The organism is Janthinobacterium sp., assembly GCF_009923995.1.
In the GTDB taxonomy this organism is placed as follows: Bacteria; Pseudomonadota; Gammaproteobacteria; order Burkholderiales; family Burkholderiaceae_D; genus Janthinobacterium.
This window is the reverse complement of sequence record NZ_RFSK01000001.1, coordinates 1-15,791: the sequence shown is the minus strand read 5'-3', so window position 1 is coordinate 15,791 and position 15,791 is coordinate 1. Positions and strand designations below refer to the sequence as shown.

Sequence of the window (15,791 nt, the reverse complement as noted above, 5' to 3'; positions counted from 1 at the left end):
CGCACCCGCCGATTATAGCCGAAGCGTCATGTAAAAAAACCAGGCGCGCAGGCCGTCCCGCGTCATGGCGCGATATGCAGCCCCAGCATGGCCAGCTTGCCGAAATCGACAGGCTTGGCGAAGTGCTCATTGAAGCCCGCCGCCAGGGCCGCCTGCCGGTCGTGCTCCTGGCCGTAGCCGGTCAACGCCACCAGCAGGAAATGCTGCGGTATCGGCAGCTGGCGCAGCTTGACGGCCACTTCGTAGCCGTTCATGTCGGGCAGGCCGATGTCGAGAAAGACGATGTCGGGCTTGAATTCCAGGGTGCGCTCGGCGGCCTGCGCTCCCGTGTAGGCCGTGCGTACCGTGTGGCCGTACATTTCCAGCAGCTCGGCCAGGGTGTCGGCCGCGTCGCAGTTGTCGTCGACGACGAGGATGCGCTGGCTGCTGCCGGCCGGGGAAGCTGACGGCGCCGGCACGGCGGAGGGCAGCGGCACGTTGGCGTCGAGCGGCAGGCTGACTTCGAAGGTGCTGCCCAGCCCCACGCCGGGACTTCTGACGCTGACCTGGCCGCCGTGCAGTTCGACCAGGGTGCGCACCAGCGACAGGCCGATGCCCAGGCCATCCTGCACCCGGTCCGGCGAGTGGCCGCTCTGCGCGAACAGGCCGAAAATGCTGTCGATGCTGGCGGCGGCGATGCCGATGCCGTTGTCGCTGAGACGGATATGCACGTTATCGCCTGCGCGCTCGGCGGAAATGGCGATGCGCCCGCCCGGCGCCGTGAACTTGGCTGCGTTGAGCAGCAGGTTGGCGACGATCTGCGACAGGCGCACGGCATCGCCGCAGACCCACAGCTCCTGCTTGGGCAGCGTCACGTCCAGCGCATGGCCGCGCGCCTCGATGCTGTGCGAACTCGTTTCCACGGCGCTGCGGATCACGCTGGCCAGGCTCACGCTGTCCCATTGCAGCGAGATCTTGCCCAGCGAAATGCGCGACACGTCGAGCAGGTCATCCACCAGGCGCACCAGGTGATCCGTGTGGCGGGCGATGGTGCGGCGGGCATTGTCCTGCGCGGCCGGCACGACGGGGTCGAGCTTGCACAGCAGGGCCAGCGCCGTGCGGATGGGACCGAGCGGATTGCGCAGTTCGTGCGCCAGGGTGGCGAGGAATTCGTCCTTGCGGCGGTCGACTTCGCGCAGCGCGCGCTCGACCTGGCCCAGGCGCAGCAGGGCACGCACGTTGGCGATCAGTTCGTCCGCCTCGATGGGCTCGACCAGATAGTTGTCGGCGCCGCCGTCGAGGGCGCGGATCTTGTCGGCCGTGCCGATGCACGAGGCCGACGTTTGCAGGATCAGGATGGTATTCGTCTCGGCGCCGCCCTTCAGCTGGCGGCACACTTCCAGGCCATTGATGTCGGGCAGCTTGACGTCGAGCAGGATCAGGTTGGGATGATCCTGGCGCGCGCGCAGCAGCGCGTCGCCGCCGTTCGAGGCCTCAATTACCTTGAAGCCGGCGCGCGTGAGGATGCGCGACTTGGCGTAGCGTGCGCCGTCGCTGTCATCGACGTTGAGGATCAGTGCATCGCTGTTGTTATCCGTTAGCATGCGCATTATCCCTGGTGGTGGTGCCTTGCGGCGGGGCCGGCTCTTGCCGGTGGTGGGTCTGGCCGATCAGCGCGCGCAGGGTGGCCAGCAGCTGCTGGCGCAGCAGGGGCTTGACGTAGTAGGCATCGGCGCCCAGGGCCAGGCCCTTGCGCTTGTCCTCGATCTCGGTGGCGACGATGACGGGCACCTGGCGCCGCAGCGGGTCGTTTTTCAGTTCCGCCAGCCAGTGCCAGGCATTTTCGCCGTGCAGCAGGATGTCGAGGATGACGGCGGCGGGACGCTGCTGTTCCCAGCGTTCCTGCGCTTCGCGCACGCTGCGCGCGGCCACCACGCGAAACTCGCTGCCGGCCAGGAATTTTTCATACAGCAGGCGGATGGGCGGGTTATCCTCCACCACCAGCACGGGGATGCGCTGGTCGTTGCCATTGTCGTTGGCGGGCGCGCAGGGCGGCAGGCTGCCTTCGGGCGCATGGTAGCTGGTGGGCAGGACGACGGAGAACAGCGAACCCTTGCCCAGGGTACTTTCCACGGCTACCGTGCCATTGAGCAGGGTGGCCAGGTTGCGGCACAGGGGCAGGCCCAGGCCCGTGCCCTTGACCTTGCGCTGCATGTGGTTTTCCACCTGGCTGAATTCCTCGAAGATCAGCTGCACGTCCTCGGCGCCGATGCCCAGGCCCGTGTCGGAGACGGAAAAGCGGATCGCATCCTGCTCCGGCAGCGGCGTGGCGCTGACGATGATGGCGCCCGCTTCCGTGAACTTGAGGGCGTTGGAGATGAAGTTGCGCAGGATCTGCGACAGCTTGCCTTCGTCCGTGTGGATGTGCAGGGCCGGATCGGGGTCGATGAAGGTCAGGGCCAGCGATTCTGACACGAGCAGCGGGCGCAGCATGCCGCGCAGGGCGCTGAACAGGTCGGCCACCTGGAAGCTGTTGGCGTGCACGTCGACCTTGCCCGCCTCGATCTTGGCCAGGTCCAGCAGGTCGTTGACCAGGTCGCTGAGGCTGACGGCGCCCTGCAGGATGAACAGCACCTGTTTTTCCTGCTCGTCCGTCAGCGTGCCGTCGACCCGGTCCAGCAGCAGCTTGGAGAGGGCGCGGATGGAGCTGAGCGGCGTGCGGAATTCGTGGCTCATGTTCGACAGGAAGCGCGATTTCATCTGGTCGGCGCGGCGCAGGTGGTCGGCCTTTTCGTCCAGCTCCGCGTACAGGGCCACCACGCCCCGGTTGGTGTCTTCCAGTTCGCGCGTCAGCTGCAGCAGGTCGTCCTGGCGCGTCTTCAGTTCGGCCAGGGTGGCCAGCAGCTCGCGGTTCTGCTGCTGCACTTCGGCCAGGGTGATATCCGTTGGCAACGCCTGCAGGCTGCCGGAGAGGGCGCCGATGCCGCTGCCGTCGAGCAGGGGCGCATCGCGGGGGAACAGCTTTTGCAGGGTGATTTCCGTGCCTTCGCCCGGCACGCTGTGGATGTGGCAGCGGTCCATCAGGCGCTGCGCGCCCAGGATGCCCAGGCCCATGCCCGTGGGCGAGCGGTAGGTGCCGGCCAGGATCTGCTCGAGCTGCGCGATGCCGGGGCCCTGGTCCTCGATGCGGATGCTGAACAGCTGCGGCGCCGTCTGGCCGTCGATGGCGAAATGCACCTTGCCGCTGCCCGCGTAGTTGTAGACGTTGCGCGCCAGTTCCGACACGGCCGTGGCGATGCGCACCTGGTCCTGCACGCCAAAGCCGCACAGGGCGGCGATCTGCCGCGCGCGCTGGCGCGCGCCCACGACATCGAGTTCGCTGCCGATATGGGCCGTCAATATGCGTTGCGTCATGCCGCACCTTCTTCTCTGTTCAAAGGTTGATGTTCCTCATGCTCGCGCAGGACCACCACCGTGACGTCGTCGCGTCCGCGCGAAAAGTCGCGGTACAGCACGGCCGCGACGAGGCTGGGATGGCACTGCGCCAGTCCAGGATACTGTTCCAGGTCCCAGCGCGTGTGCAGGCCGTCCGAATGCATGACCAGCATGGTGCCGGCCTGCCACGGGTAGCGGAATTCCTGCACCTTGCGCAGGTTGCTGCCGACGATGCCGTTGTGCGACAGCAGGTGGCGCCGCTGCTGCGCGTCGAAGGCGCAGGCGGCGATGTTGCCCACGCCGGCGAAGCGCAGTTCGCGCTGCGCGCTGTCGATGTGGGCCACGGCCAGCGCCGCGCCGCGCGTGGCGCGCAGGGCGCCGTGAGCCAGTTCGATGAAGGGCGCGGGCAGGGGCGGCAAGCCGGGCGTGCTGTGCTCCAGCAGCGTGCTGGCCAGCTCCGAGGCGCGCGCCGCCAGCGGGCCGTGACCGAGGCCGTCGGCCACCATCAGGCTCAGTTCATGGCCTTCGCAGACGACGTTCCAGGCGTCGCCGCTCACCTGTTCCGAGGCCAGCGGCAGACAGATGGCGCCGATCTGCCAGTTCGGGCTGGCGGGAATGGCGCTGCTGGCGTGTGGCCCCCACACCACCATCATCAGCACGGTGCCCTTGCCGGGCGCCGTGTACAGGTCGAATTCCTGGCTCAAACGGCGTATCGCGCCCAGGCCCACGCCATACGTGCCGGTGGTGGAATGGCCGTCCTGCATGTGCTGGCGCACGTTCGCCATGCCGGGGCCCTGGTCGATGGCCAGCACCTCGATGCCGCTGGTGCCGCCACGCAGCACCTTGCGCAGCAGGATTTCGCCGCGCCGCGCGTGCTTGACGATATTCGTCGCCGCTTCGCTGATGACGATGGCCAGCTGGCCGGCGCGCACGTCGTCGAAGCCGACGTGGCGCGCCAGCTCGTTGCCGGCGCGCCGGGCCGCGGCGATCTCGCTCGGTTCGCCGATGGTGAAGCGTTGTTGCCTGCGCAGGTCAGGGTGCGGCTCTTGGTAGTTCAAAACAGCTTCCATTTCGCGATGGTGACGGTGGTGCCCATGCCGGGCGCCGTGTCGATGTGAAATGTGTCGGCCAGGCGCTTGGCGCCGCCCAGCCCCAGTCCCAGTCCGCCGCCGCTGGTATAGCCATCGGTCAGCGCCTGGGCGATATCCTCGATCCCCGGCCCCGCATCGACGAAGCGCAGTTCCAGTCCCTGGCGCGCGCCGTCGCGCACGCGCCCGACATGCGCTTCGCCGCCGCCGCCATAGCGCAGGGTGTTGCGCGCCAGCTCGCTGGCCGCCGTGATGATCTTGGTCTGTTCGATCAGGCCAAAACCCATGGCGACCATGCTGTCGCGCACCTGCTTGCGCAGGCGCACCACGTCTTCATCGCTGCGCAACGGCAGTACCTGCGCCGCGTCGTGCGCCTGCTGCGCACCTGCGCCTAGCACGCGGCACCCGTGCGCGTCAGTCCCACAGGCTGCCCCGTTCCAGCAGCTTGATGCCCAGCTCCACGTTCAGGGCCGTGCTCACGCCTTCGAGTGCCAGCCCCAGTTCCACCAGGGTGATGGCGACGGCCGGCTGCATGCCGACCACCACCGTGCGCGCGTCGAGGATCTTCGCCATCGCCGCCGTGTTGCTGATCATGCGGCCGATGAAGGAGTCGACGATGTCGAGCGCGGAAATGTCGATCAGCACGCCCGTGGCGCGGTCCTTGACGATGCGCGTCGTCAGGTCGTCCTGCAGGGTCATCGCCAGGCGGTCATGCATGTCCACCTGGATCGTCACCAGCAGCAGGCGGCCCATGCGCAAAATGGGGATTCTCTCCATGGGCGCCTCAGTGTTGCTGCTGCTGGTAGGTGATGCTGGAACCCGTGCGCTTCAGGGCCACGACGAAGGCATCGGCCAGGGTGGCCTTGGTGATCACGTCCTCCAGGTTCACGCCCAGGTGCACGATGGTTTGCGCGATCTGCGGACGGATGCCGCTGATGATGCAGTCGGCGCCCATCAGGCGCGCCGCCGCGATGGTTTTCAGCAGGTGCTGCGCCACCAGGGTGTCGACGGTGGGCACGCCCGTGATGTCGATGATGGCGATCAGGGCGCCCGTATCGACGATCTTTTGCAGCAGGCTTTCCATCACCACCTGCGTGCGGGCGCTGTCAAGCGTGCCGATCAGGGGCAGGGCCAGCACGTTTTGCCATAGCTGCACCACGGGCGTGGACAGTTCCAGCAGTTCCTGCTGCTGGCGCAGGATGACCTGCTCGCGCGCCTTCTGGTAGGTGGCGATGGTCAGCAGGCCCAGTTCGTCGAACAGCTTGCTGGTGGCAACGATGGCATCGCCCAGCTGCTGCGGCTGGGCGGCGATTTCCTTGCGCAGGTAGGCGAACAGGGGCTCCTTGAGGGCGAACACGAAGCTGGCCGTGTCGATGGGCGAATAGCCCTGGCGCACGCGCGACTGCGAGATTTCGCTGAGCAGCTGGCGCGTGTCGTCCCAGGCGCCCCCTTCGATGTCGAAGGAATCGCTGCTTTCCAGCGCGCGCACCAGCAGGGGCAGGAATTGCGCCGCCTGCTGGCGCAGTTCATTTTCCGCAATCTTGTCGCGCCGCACCAGGCGGGCGATCAGGTCGGCCATCCAGCCGTCCAGCAGTTCCGTGTGGTGGTCGCCGATGATGGCGGCCAGCTGCTGCGGCTGGCCCGTGCCCGTCTTGTTTTTCATGCTCGTCCTTGGCTGGAGTGGTGGGAACGGCGCGGCCACTGGCGGCGCGCGCTGTCGTTCACAAATTATAGGCAGGCATGGCCATATTGTTATGTTCTCTGGCGCACATAATGGCGTATATCAAGCAAGATTCTCCCGGGAAATACTCATGCATCCGCTCCGGCCTTAAAGATGTATTTTGTTTGCATGTTTAAATGGATTCCGTTACACTGGAGATACTCCAGCAGAGAAGACCATCATGAATATCGACAAATTCAAGCAGCAGCACCTGGCCATCCTGGCCGCCATCGATGACTTGCGCCAGCTGGCGCGCGGCGGCGTGGCCGCCCAGGCGCAGGCGATTGCCGCGCACATCGTCGCCATGAGCGGCCTGATCAAGCTGCACCTGGCCGTCGAGCAGCGCTATCTGTATCCGGCCGCGCAGGCTTGCGGCGTGGCCACGGTGGCCCGGCTGGGACGCCAGTACGAAAGCGAGATGCACGGCATCGCCGGTGCCTACCTGGCCTTCGCGGGCCGCTGGAACACGCCCGTGCGCCTGGCAGCGCAGCCGGAGGCATTCCGCAGCGAAGCCAACACCGTGCTGCACGCGCTGTACCAGCGCATGCGGCGCGAAGACCGCGAGCTGTATCCCGCCGTCGAAGCGCTGTAGCTTGCCGCTACCTTGCGACTTTCTCATTCCCTCACATTCAGACAGGAGTTTTACATGCTGACCCAAGCACAACGCGCCATCATCACCGCCACCGTCCCCATCCTGGAACAGGGCGGCGAAACGCTGACCCGCCATTTCTACCAGAACCTGTTCCGCGACCACCCGGAAGTGCTGCCCTACTTTAACCAGGCGCACCAGCACAGCGGCGAGCAGCAGCGGGCGCTGGCCAATGGCGTATTGATGTACGCCAGACATATCGACCGCCTCGAGTCCCTGGGTGAGCTGGTCTCGACCATCGTCCACAAGCACGTGGCCCTGCAGATCCGCGCCGAGCACTATCCGCTGGTGGGCGCCAGCCTGCTGCAGGCCATCCGCGAAGTGCTGGGGGAAGAGGTGGCCAGCGATGCCGTCATCGATGCCTGGGGCGCGGCCTACGGCCAGCTGGCCGACATCCTGGCCGGCGAGGAAGGGCGCATCTACAAGGCCCAGGCCGCCGCGCCGGGCGGCTGGAGCGGCGCGCGCGACTTCATCGTGCAGGAAAAGAGCGTGGAAAGCGAGGAGATCACCTCCTTCCTGCTGGCGCCCGCCGACGGCCGGCCCGTGCTCGACTTTGCGCCGGGTCAATATATTGGCGTGGTGGCGACCGTCGATGGCGTGCCCATGCGCCGCCAGTATTCGCTGTCGGCGGCCAGCAATGGCCGCACGTACCGCATCAGCGTCAAGCGCGAAGAGGGCGGCAAGGTGTCGAACTACCTGCACGACGGCGTGCAAGCGGGCGGCACCGTGCAGCTGACGCCGCCATCGGGCGACTTCGTGCTGACGGAGAGCGACAAGCCGCTGGTGCTGATCAGCGGCGGCGTGGGCATCACGCCGACCCTGGCCATGCTGGCGGCGGCCCTGCGCGGCAAGCGTCCCGTGCATTTCATCCATGCGGCGCGCCACCACGGCGTACATGCCTTCCGCCAGCAGATCGACGCGCTGGCCGCGCAGCACCCGCAGCTGCAGCGCTACTACTGCTATGCGGAGCACGACGGCGGGCAGGGCGCGCCGGACGCCGTCGGCTTGCTCAATAAAGCGACGCTGGAACGCTGGCTGCCCGCCACGCGCGACGTCGATGCGTACTTCCTCGGACCGCAACCCTTCATGCGGGCCGTCAAGCAATACCTGCGTGAACTGGGCGTGCCGGAACAGCAGACGCACCATGAGTTCTTCGGACCGGCCGCCGCGCTGAACTGACATCGCGACATCGCTTGAGGCCAGGTGTTGCCCTGGCGAGAAAAACTCCGCGCCGTAAGGGGCGGGTAAGCCTCGCGCCGTATTGTGAAGCCAAGCTCGAAAACAAAAGAGCAGCTTTTACATAACGGAGGCAATACCATGCATGACGATCTGGTGCAACAAATCAAGCGCGATCCCAATTACCATCAGCTGGTCAAGGTGCGCTCGCGCTTTGGCTGGGCGCTGACGGGGCTGATGATGCTCGTGTATTACGGCTACATCCTGCTGATCGCGTTCGATAAAGAATTTCTTGCCGCCAAGACCGGCGCCGGCGTGATGACCTGGGGCATGCCGATCGGCCTGTTCGTCATCGTGTTTACGGTGCTGATCACCGGCATCTACGTGCGCCGCGCCAACAAGCAGTTCGATGACCTGACGCAAGCCATCCAGGTACGGGTGCAGCCATGAGCGCCGTCACCTTGATGCAGCGCAAATCGTCCCGCCTGGGCGCGCTGGCGCTGCTGGGCGCAGGCGCCAGCAATGCCGTCTTCGCGGCCGGCGCGGACCTGGGCCAGGCCGTCAAGCAGCCCACGAACTGGACGGCCATCATCATGTTCGCCGTCTTCGTCATCTTCACCCTGTTCGTCACCAAGTGGGCGGCCGCGAAGACCAAGTCGGCGGCCGACTTCTACACGGCGGGCGGCGGCATCACGGGCTTCCAGAACGGCCTGGCCATCGCCGGCGACTACATGTCGGCCGCCTCCTTCCTCGGCATTTCCGCCGCCGTCTTTTTGAACGGCTACGATGGCCTGATCTACGCCATCGGCTTTCTCGTCGGCTGGCCCGTCATCACCTTCCTGATGGCCGAGCGCCTGCGCAACCTGGGCCGCTTTACCTTTGCCGACGTGGCCGCCTACCGCTTCAAGCAGGCGCCGATCCGCATCTTTTCCGCTTCCGGCACCCTCGTCGTCGTGGCGTTCTACCTGATCGCGCAGATGGTGGGCGCGGGCCAGCTGATCAAGCTGCTGTTCGGTCTGGAATACTGGATCGCCGTCGTCCTGGTGGGCACCCTGATGATGATCTACGTGCTGTTCGGCGGCATGACGGCCACCACCTGGGTGCAGATCATCAAGGCCGTGATGCTGCTGGGCGGCGCCACCTTCATGGCCGTGGCCGTGCTGGCGCAGTTCAACTTCAGCCCGGAAGCGCTGTTCGCCAAGTCCGTCGACGTGCACGCCACCAAGGAAGCCATCATGGGCCCCGGCTCCTTCATCAAGGATCCTATTTCCGCCATCTCCTTCGGCATGGCGCTGATGTTCGGCACGGCCGGTCTGCCGCATATCCTGATGCGCTTCTTTACGGTGCCCAGCGCCAAGGAAGCGCGCAAGTCCGTGTTCTGGGCCACCACCTGGATCGCCTATTTCTACATTTTGACCTTCATTATCGGCTTCGGCGCCATCGTGCTGGTGAGTACCAATCCCGAGTTCAAGGATGCGGCTGGCAAATTGCTGGGTGGTAACAACATGGCGGCCGTGCACCTGGCCAAGGCCGTGGGCGGCAACGTCTTCCTCGGCTTCATGTCGGCCGTCGCGTTTGCCACCATCCTCGCCGTCGTGGCGGGGCTGACCCTGTCGGGCGCGTCGGCCGTGTCGCACGACCTGTACGCCACCGTCATCAAGAAGGGCAAGGCGACGGGCGCCAGCGAACTGAAAGTGTCGCGCGTGACGACCATCGTGCTGGGCATCATCGCCGTGGTGCTGGGCATCGCGTTCGAGAAGCAGAACATCGCCTTCATGGTGTCGCTGGCCTTTGCCATTGCCGCCTCGGCCAACTTCCCCGTGCTGTTCATGTCGGTGCTGTGGAAGGATTGCACGACGCGGGGCGCCACCATCGGCGGCTTCCTGGGCTTGATCACGGCCGTGGCGCTGACGGTGGTGTCGAAATCCGTGTGGGTGGACGTGCTGGGCCATGGCGAAGCGCTGTTCCCGTACGCCTCGCCGGCGCTGTTCTCGATGACGGCCGGTTTCGTCGGCATCTGGCTGTTCTCGGTGCTCGACAAGAGCCCCCGCGCCCGCATCGACCGGGCCGGCTACGAAGCGCAGCAGATGCGCTCGGAAACGGGCATCGGCGCGGCAGGCGCCAGCGCGCACTGATGGTGTAGCGGACTGTTGCAGGAAACAATGCCCGGCTTGCCGGGCATTGTTGTTTTTGGCGCGCCTATTTGGCGACGCGCAGGGGGATCACGCCCGGGGCCGGGGCCGGCGCGGCGGTGCCCGATTCCAGGATGGAAGCCAGCGTCACCGTGTCGAGCACGGCCAGGAAGGCGCCCGTGGCCTGGCCCAGCTTGGCCTTCAGCAGGCAATCGGGCGTCAGCGGGCAGGTGTTGCTGTCCTTGTTGAAGCATTCGGCCATGAAGAAATCGCTTTCCGTCTCGCGCACGACGGTGCCGATATTGATCTCGGCCGGGTCGCGCGCCAGGCGCAGGCCGCCGTTTCTACCGCGCACGGTTTCCACGATGCCCGACAGCCCCAGCTGGTGCACCACTTTCATCAAGTGATTCTTCGAGATGGAATGCAGGTCGGCAATGTCCTGGATGGTCACGAGCCGGTCGCGGTGCGTGCCCAGATACATCAGGGTGCGCAGGGTGTAGTCGGTATAGGCAGTCAGTCGCATGGGGCTAGGGGTGGGTGAACATGTGGATTACATGCCTGTTTCAAGCCGCCAGCATACAGGAAAAGCGCTCGCGCCGAGCCAGCGCCTTGCGCATTTCCCCGTCACTTTTCACCCGAGAAAGACAAAAGTTGGTTGCCTTTCGCTCAAATGCGTAGTAAATTTTCATATTGTTGCCCTGGCAAATAGCTCATATGCCCTGTAAAGGGCTTTCGGCAAGGATTTTGTTGATGAAAATCAAGAGGATGGTGAAACAATAAGGTAAATTTACTACAAATTGGACGATGGGCGTTTCCCGGGTCGGGAAGCGCGTACTACGCAATCCGTGCGGTGCCGCCGTGGCCGCCCCAGGAAATACATACCATGCAAATGAATGAAGTGAAAGACGAGCTGCTGAGCAGCGATATCCGCCAGCTGGGCCGTCTGCTGGGCGACGCCATCCGCAACCACCTGGGCGACCCCGCCTTCGAGCGCATCGAACACGTGCGCCAGCTGGCCATCCGTTTCCGCCGCGACAATGACGAGGTGGCGCGCGCGCAACTGTCGGACGCGCTGCAAGCGCTGTCGCAGGAAGAAACGACGCAACTGACGCGCGCCTTCAGCTATTTCTCGCTGCTGGCCAATATTGCAGAAGATCAACACCACATCCGCCGCACGCGCGCCCACCTGATCGCCGGCTCGCCGCCGCGCCAGGGCAGCCTCGTCCACGCCGTCGGCAATGTGCTGGAAGCGGGCAAGGCCGATGCGCTGGCAAGCTTCTTTGACGATGCCTTCGTCAGTCCCGTGTTCACGGCGCACCCGACGGAAGTGCAGCGCAAGAGCATCCAGAATTGCCAGATGGCTATCGCGCGCCTGTTGAACGAGCGCGACCGCGTGCAAATGACGCCGGAAGAGGCGCAGCAGAACGAGGAAGCGCTGGGGCGCGGCATCGTCACCCTGTGGCAGACGCGCTTGTTGCGCACGAGCAAGCTGTCCGTCATGGATGAAGTGGCCAATGGCCTGTCGTTCTATGACCACACCATCCTGCGCGAATTGCCGAAACTGTATTCCTCGCTGGAAACCATGCTGGCCCAGCGCGATGCCCGCTGGGAAGATGTGGAATTGCCCAACTTCATGAAAGTGGGCAGCTGGATCGGCGGCGACCGCGACGGCAACCCGTTTGTGACGGCCGACATCCTGCGCAGCACCTTGCAGACCCAGGCCGACAAGGTGCTGGACTTTTACCTGGGCGAATTGCGCAAGCTGGCGTCGCAGCTGTCCCTGGCGCAAATACTCAATGCCTGCAGCGAGCCGCTGCGGGCCCTGGCGGAACGCTCGGCCGACGCGTCGCCGCACCGTGTCGATGAACCGTACCGCCGCGCCCTGCATGGCATCCATGCGCGCCTGGACGCCACGCGCGTGGTGCTGTCTGGCAAGGGCAAGCAGGCCGACGGCGTGCAGCCTTACGCTTCCGCCGTTGAACTGCTGGCCGACCTGGATGTCGTCCAGCACTCGCTCGTCAGCAACGGCTTGCGCGCGCTGGCCCGTGGCCGGCTGCGCCAGCTGCGCCGCGCCGTGAAGGTCTTCGGCTTTTCGCTGGCGCCCCTGGACTTGCGCCAGAATTCCGACGTGCACGAGCGCGTCGTGGGCGAACTGTTCGCCGGTGCCCAGCCGGGCCTCGTCTATCTGGACCTGGACGAAGAGCAGCGCATCGCCGTGCTGCTGGCCGAGCTGGAATCGCCGCGCCTGCTGACGTCGCCGTATGCGCAATACTCTGAAGAAACCACGTCCGAACTGGACATCTTCCGCGCCGTGCGCGCGGCGCACCAGTTGTATGGCAAGGAATCGGTGCCGAACTGCATCATCTCGAAGGCGGCCAGCGTGTCGGACTTGCTGGAAGTGGCCTTGCTGCTGAAGGAAGTGGGCTTGCTGCGCCAGGACAGCCGCGCAGTGGACGTCAACATCATTCCCCTGTTCGAAACCATCGACGACTTGCGCGCCGGCCCCGCCATCATGGCGCGCGCCTTCGGCCTGCCGTTCTACCGGGGCTTGCTGGCCTCGCGCGCGGACCAGCAGGAAGTCATGCTCGGTTATTCGGACAGCAACAAGGACGGCGGTTTTCTCACGTCCGGCTGGGAACTCTACAAGGCCGAGATCGAGCTGGTGACAGTCTTTAAAGAATATCAAATCAAGCTGCGCCTGTTCCACGGCCGCGGCGGTTCCGTGGGCCGTGGCGGCGGACCCAGCTACGAAGCCATCCTGGCCCAGCCGGCAGGCGCCGTGCAAGGCCAGATCCGTCTGACGGAGCAGGGCGAAGTCATCACGGCCAAGTATGCGAACCCGGAAGTGGGGCGCCGCAACCTGGAAGTGCTGGTGGCCGCCACCATCCAGTCGACCCTGCTGCCGCAGGCCCAGCTGCAGCCGAAGGCGTCGGCCGGCGCGGGCCACCTGGCCGCGATGGAAGAGCTGTCCGGCACGGCCCTGAACGCCTACCGCGACCTCGTGTATGGCACGGAAGGCTTCGAGCAGTACTTCTGGGAATCGACCGTGATCGCGGAAATTGCCGCCCTGAACATCGGCAGCCGTCCCGCCTCGCGCAAGAAATCCACCTCCATCGAAGACTTGCGCGCCATTCCCTGGGTCTTGAGCTGGGCGCAATGCCGCTTGATGCTGCCGGGCTGGTTCGGTTTCGGTTCCGCCGTGCAAGCCTACCTGGCCGCCCACCCGGCCGGCGGCGCGGACGTGCTGCGCGGCATGTACACGGACTGGCCCTTCTTCACATCCTTGTTGTCGAACATGGACATGGTGCTGGCCAAGAGCGACATCGCTATTGCCGGCAAGTATGCGGAACTGGTCAAGGACGAAGCCTTGCGCGACGCCATCTTCACGCGCATCCGCGCCGAATACGCGGCCACCCTGGACGCCCTGAAGCTGATCACGGGCCAGGAAGAGTTGCAGCAAGCCAATCCGCTGATGCAGCGCTCCATCCGCAACCGCTTCCCTTACATCGACCCGTTGAATCACGTGCAGGTGGAGCTGCTGAAGCGCTTCCGTGAGGGCAAGCAGGATGCGGCGGCGCGCACGGGCATCCATTTGTCGATCAATGGCATTGCGGCAGGCTTAAGAAACAGTGGTTGATTCTTTTTAACCCAACAACAAATGCTGGGGGCGTACCCTCAGGGTACGGCCCCGGTTTTTGCACTTGGGCGGGCTTTACGGACTCAGTAAAAAACAACAAGGAGACAGCATGACCATCAAAGTTGCCATCAATGGCTATGGCCGCATCGGCCGCAATGTCTTGCGCGCGTTTTATGAAGGCGGCAAGCAGCAGGATATCGCCATCGTCGCCATCAACGACCTGGGCGACGCCAAGTCGAACGCCCATTTGACGCGCTACGACACGGTGCACGGCAAGTTTCCCGGCGTCGTCACCATCGATGGCAACAATATGCTCGTCAATGGTGACCGCATCCGCGTCTTCGCCCAGCGCGACCCGGCCCTGATTCCCTGGGGCGAACTGGGTGTCGACGTCGTGCTCGAATGCACGGGTTTCTTCACCACCAAGGAAAAAGCGTCGGCCCACCTGAAGGGCGGGGCGAAAAAAGTCATCATCTCGGCCCCGGGCGGCAAGGATGTGGACGCCACCATCGTGTTTGGCGTGAACCAGCATGTGCTGAAAGCTTCCGATACGGTCATCTCGAATGCCTCGTGCACGACGAACTGCCTCGCGCCCCTGGTCAAGCCGCTCAACGACGCCATCGGCATCGAATCGGGCCTGATGACCACCGTGCATGCCTACACGAATGACCAGGTACTGTCCGACGTGATGCATGAAGACTTGCGCCGCGCCCGCTCGGCCACGCATTCGATGATTCCCACCAAGACGGGCGCGGCTGCAGCAGTCGGCCTCGTCTTGCCGGAACTGAATGGCAAGCTGGACGGCTTTGCCGTGCGCGTGCCGACGATCAACGTGTCGCTGGTCGACCTGTCCTTCATCGCCAAGCGCGACACGACAGTCGAGGAAGTCAACGCCCTGCTGAAAACGGCGTCGGAAGGCGCGCTGAAAGGCATCCTCACGTACCAGACGGAACCGCTCGTTTCCATCGATTTCAACCACAACCCCGCCTCGTCGAACTTCGATGCGACCCTGACCAAGGTCTCGGGCCGCCTCGTGAAAGTGTCGTCGTGGTACGACAACGAGTGGGGTTTCTCGAACCGCATGCTCGACACCACGGTCGCCCTGATGGCGGCCAAGTAACAAGGAAGCAGCGCTGATCCAGCGCACCACGACGGCCGGCCCACAAGGCCGGCCCTTGCAGCAGCACGAACTTTATAGAAAGCAGCACACCATGACCATGCAAGTACAGCAACGCGCCACCAAGATCGTTTCCACCATCGGTCCCGCCTCGAACGATATCGATACCCTGGTCCGCATGTTCAAGGCCGGCGTCGACGTCGTGCGCCTGAACTTCTCGCATGGCAAGGCGCAAGACCATATCGACCGCGCCCGCATGGTGCGCGAAGCGGCAGCCCTGTGCGGCCGCGAAGTGGCCATCATGGCCGACTTGCAAGGTCCGAAGATTCGCGTCGGCAAGTTTGAAGAAGGCAAGATTTTCCTGGAAAACGGCGCCGCCTTCATCCTCGACGCGAAGTGGGGTGAAAACGGCGAGCTGGGCAACATCGAGCGCTGCGGCCTCGACTACAAGGAATTGCCGCGCGACTTGCGCGCCGCTGACGTATTGTTGCTCAACGATGGCCTCATCGTCTTGACGGTGGACAAGGTCGTCGGCAGCGAAATCCACACGACCGTGAAAATCGGCGGCGAACTGTCGAACAACAAGGGCATCAACCGCCAGGGCGGCGGCCTGTCGGCGCCGGCCCTGACGGCGAAGGACATGGAAGACGTGAAGACGGCGATGAGTTTCCAGGCCGACTACGTGGCCGTGTCCTTCCCGAAAAACGCGACGGACATGGTCATGGCGCGCCAGCTGGCCAACATCGCCGGCGAAGCGTGGGACCACAAGCCGATGATGATCGCCAAGATCGAGCGCGCGGAAGCCATCCCCGCGCTGCAGGAAATCCTCGACGCCTCCGACGGCATCATGGTGGCCCG

At 64.8% G+C, this 15,791-nt stretch carries 14 protein-coding genes; 7 read left to right on the top strand and 7 right to left on the bottom strand.

What is annotated here, in order from left to right; translation table 11 throughout:
• Window positions 1-62: 62 nt before the first annotated feature.
• Genes EBS11_RS00070 through EBS11_RS00045 form a run of 6 tightly spaced genes read right to left on the bottom strand, consistent with a single transcriptional unit; the run spans window position 63 to window position 6,165 of the window.
• Entirely contained in the window at window positions 63-1,583 is a 1,521-nt protein-coding gene (locus EBS11_RS00070) for a response regulator (RefSeq protein WP_290599557.1), read from the bottom strand.
• Complete coding sequence (locus EBS11_RS00065; RefSeq protein ID WP_290599556.1) at window positions 1,570-3,393, bottom strand: ATP-binding protein; 1,824 nt, start codon at window positions 3,391-3,393, stop codon at window positions 1,570-1,572. The genes EBS11_RS00070 and EBS11_RS00065 overlap by 14 nt, the downstream gene beginning before the upstream one ends.
• A complete protein-coding gene (locus EBS11_RS00060; RefSeq protein ID WP_290599555.1) occupies window positions 3,390-4,472 on the bottom strand; it encodes an ATP-binding SpoIIE family protein phosphatase in 1,083 nt (360 codons plus the stop codon). The genes EBS11_RS00065 and EBS11_RS00060 overlap by 4 nt, the downstream gene beginning before the upstream one ends.
• A complete protein-coding gene (locus EBS11_RS00055; RefSeq protein ID WP_290599554.1) occupies window positions 4,469-4,900 on the bottom strand; it encodes an ATP-binding protein in 432 nt (143 codons plus the stop codon). Before EBS11_RS00055 ends, EBS11_RS00060 begins: the two co-directional genes overlap by 4 nt.
• A 16-nt stretch (window positions 4,901-4,916) precedes the next feature.
• A complete protein-coding gene (locus EBS11_RS00050; protein WP_290599553.1) occupies window positions 4,917-5,279 on the bottom strand; it encodes an STAS domain-containing protein in 363 nt (120 codons plus the stop codon).
• Window positions 5,280-5,286: 7 nt separating this feature from the next.
• A complete protein-coding gene (locus EBS11_RS00045; protein ID WP_290599550.1) occupies window positions 5,287-6,165 on the bottom strand; it encodes an STAS domain-containing protein in 879 nt (292 codons plus the stop codon).
• A gap of 238 nt (window positions 6,166-6,403) precedes the next feature.
• Between EBS11_RS00045 and EBS11_RS00040 the strand changes: the two genes are divergently transcribed.
• The 4 genes from EBS11_RS00040 to EBS11_RS00025 all read left to right on the top strand — a co-directional run bounded on the left by EBS11_RS00040 (window position 6,404) and on the right by EBS11_RS00025 (window position 10,182).
• Window positions 6,404-6,814, top strand: coding sequence for a hemerythrin domain-containing protein (locus EBS11_RS00040; RefSeq protein WP_290599548.1), 411 nt, complete (start codon window positions 6,404-6,406; stop codon window positions 6,812-6,814).
• Window positions 6,815-6,868: 54 nt separating this feature from the next.
• Window positions 6,869-8,050 (top strand): NO-inducible flavohemoprotein, encoded by a 1,182-nt coding sequence (gene hmpA / locus EBS11_RS00035; protein WP_290599546.1) that lies wholly within the window; start codon window positions 6,869-6,871, stop codon window positions 8,048-8,050.
• Between the two features lie 138 nt (window positions 8,051-8,188).
• A complete protein-coding gene (locus EBS11_RS00030; protein ID WP_290599544.1) occupies window positions 8,189-8,497 on the top strand; it encodes a DUF485 domain-containing protein in 309 nt (102 codons plus the stop codon).
• Window positions 8,494-10,182: a cation acetate symporter gene (locus tag EBS11_RS00025; protein WP_290599542.1), complete on the top strand. Its 1,689-nt coding sequence runs from the start codon at window positions 8,494-8,496 to the stop codon at window positions 10,180-10,182. The genes EBS11_RS00030 and EBS11_RS00025 overlap by 4 nt, the downstream gene beginning before the upstream one ends.
• Window positions 10,183-10,246: 64 nt before the next feature.
• On the opposite strand, the gene EBS11_RS00020 is transcribed toward EBS11_RS00025, so the two are convergent.
• On the bottom strand, window positions 10,247-10,702 hold the full coding sequence (locus EBS11_RS00020) for an Rrf2 family transcriptional regulator (RefSeq protein ID WP_290599540.1): 456 nt from the start codon (window positions 10,700-10,702) through the stop codon (window positions 10,247-10,249).
• Between the two features lie 360 nt (window positions 10,703-11,062).
• Between EBS11_RS00020 and ppc the strand changes: the two genes are divergently transcribed.
• The 3 genes from ppc to EBS11_RS00005 all read left to right on the top strand — a co-directional run.
• Window positions 11,063-13,816 carry a phosphoenolpyruvate carboxylase gene (ppc, locus tag EBS11_RS00015; RefSeq protein ID WP_290599538.1) on the top strand — a complete coding sequence of 918 codons (2,754 nt, stop codon included), beginning with the start codon at window positions 11,063-11,065 and terminating at the stop codon, window positions 13,814-13,816.
• A gap of 109 nt (window positions 13,817-13,925) precedes the next feature.
• Window positions 13,926-14,936 (top strand): type I glyceraldehyde-3-phosphate dehydrogenase, encoded by a 1,011-nt coding sequence (gene gap / locus EBS11_RS00010; RefSeq protein WP_290599536.1) that lies wholly within the window; start codon window positions 13,926-13,928, stop codon window positions 14,934-14,936.
• Window positions 14,937-15,027: 91 nt separating this feature from the next.
• A partial coding sequence (locus EBS11_RS00005) for a pyruvate kinase (RefSeq protein WP_290599534.1) occupies window positions 15,028-15,791 on the top strand: 764 nt, incomplete at its 3' end.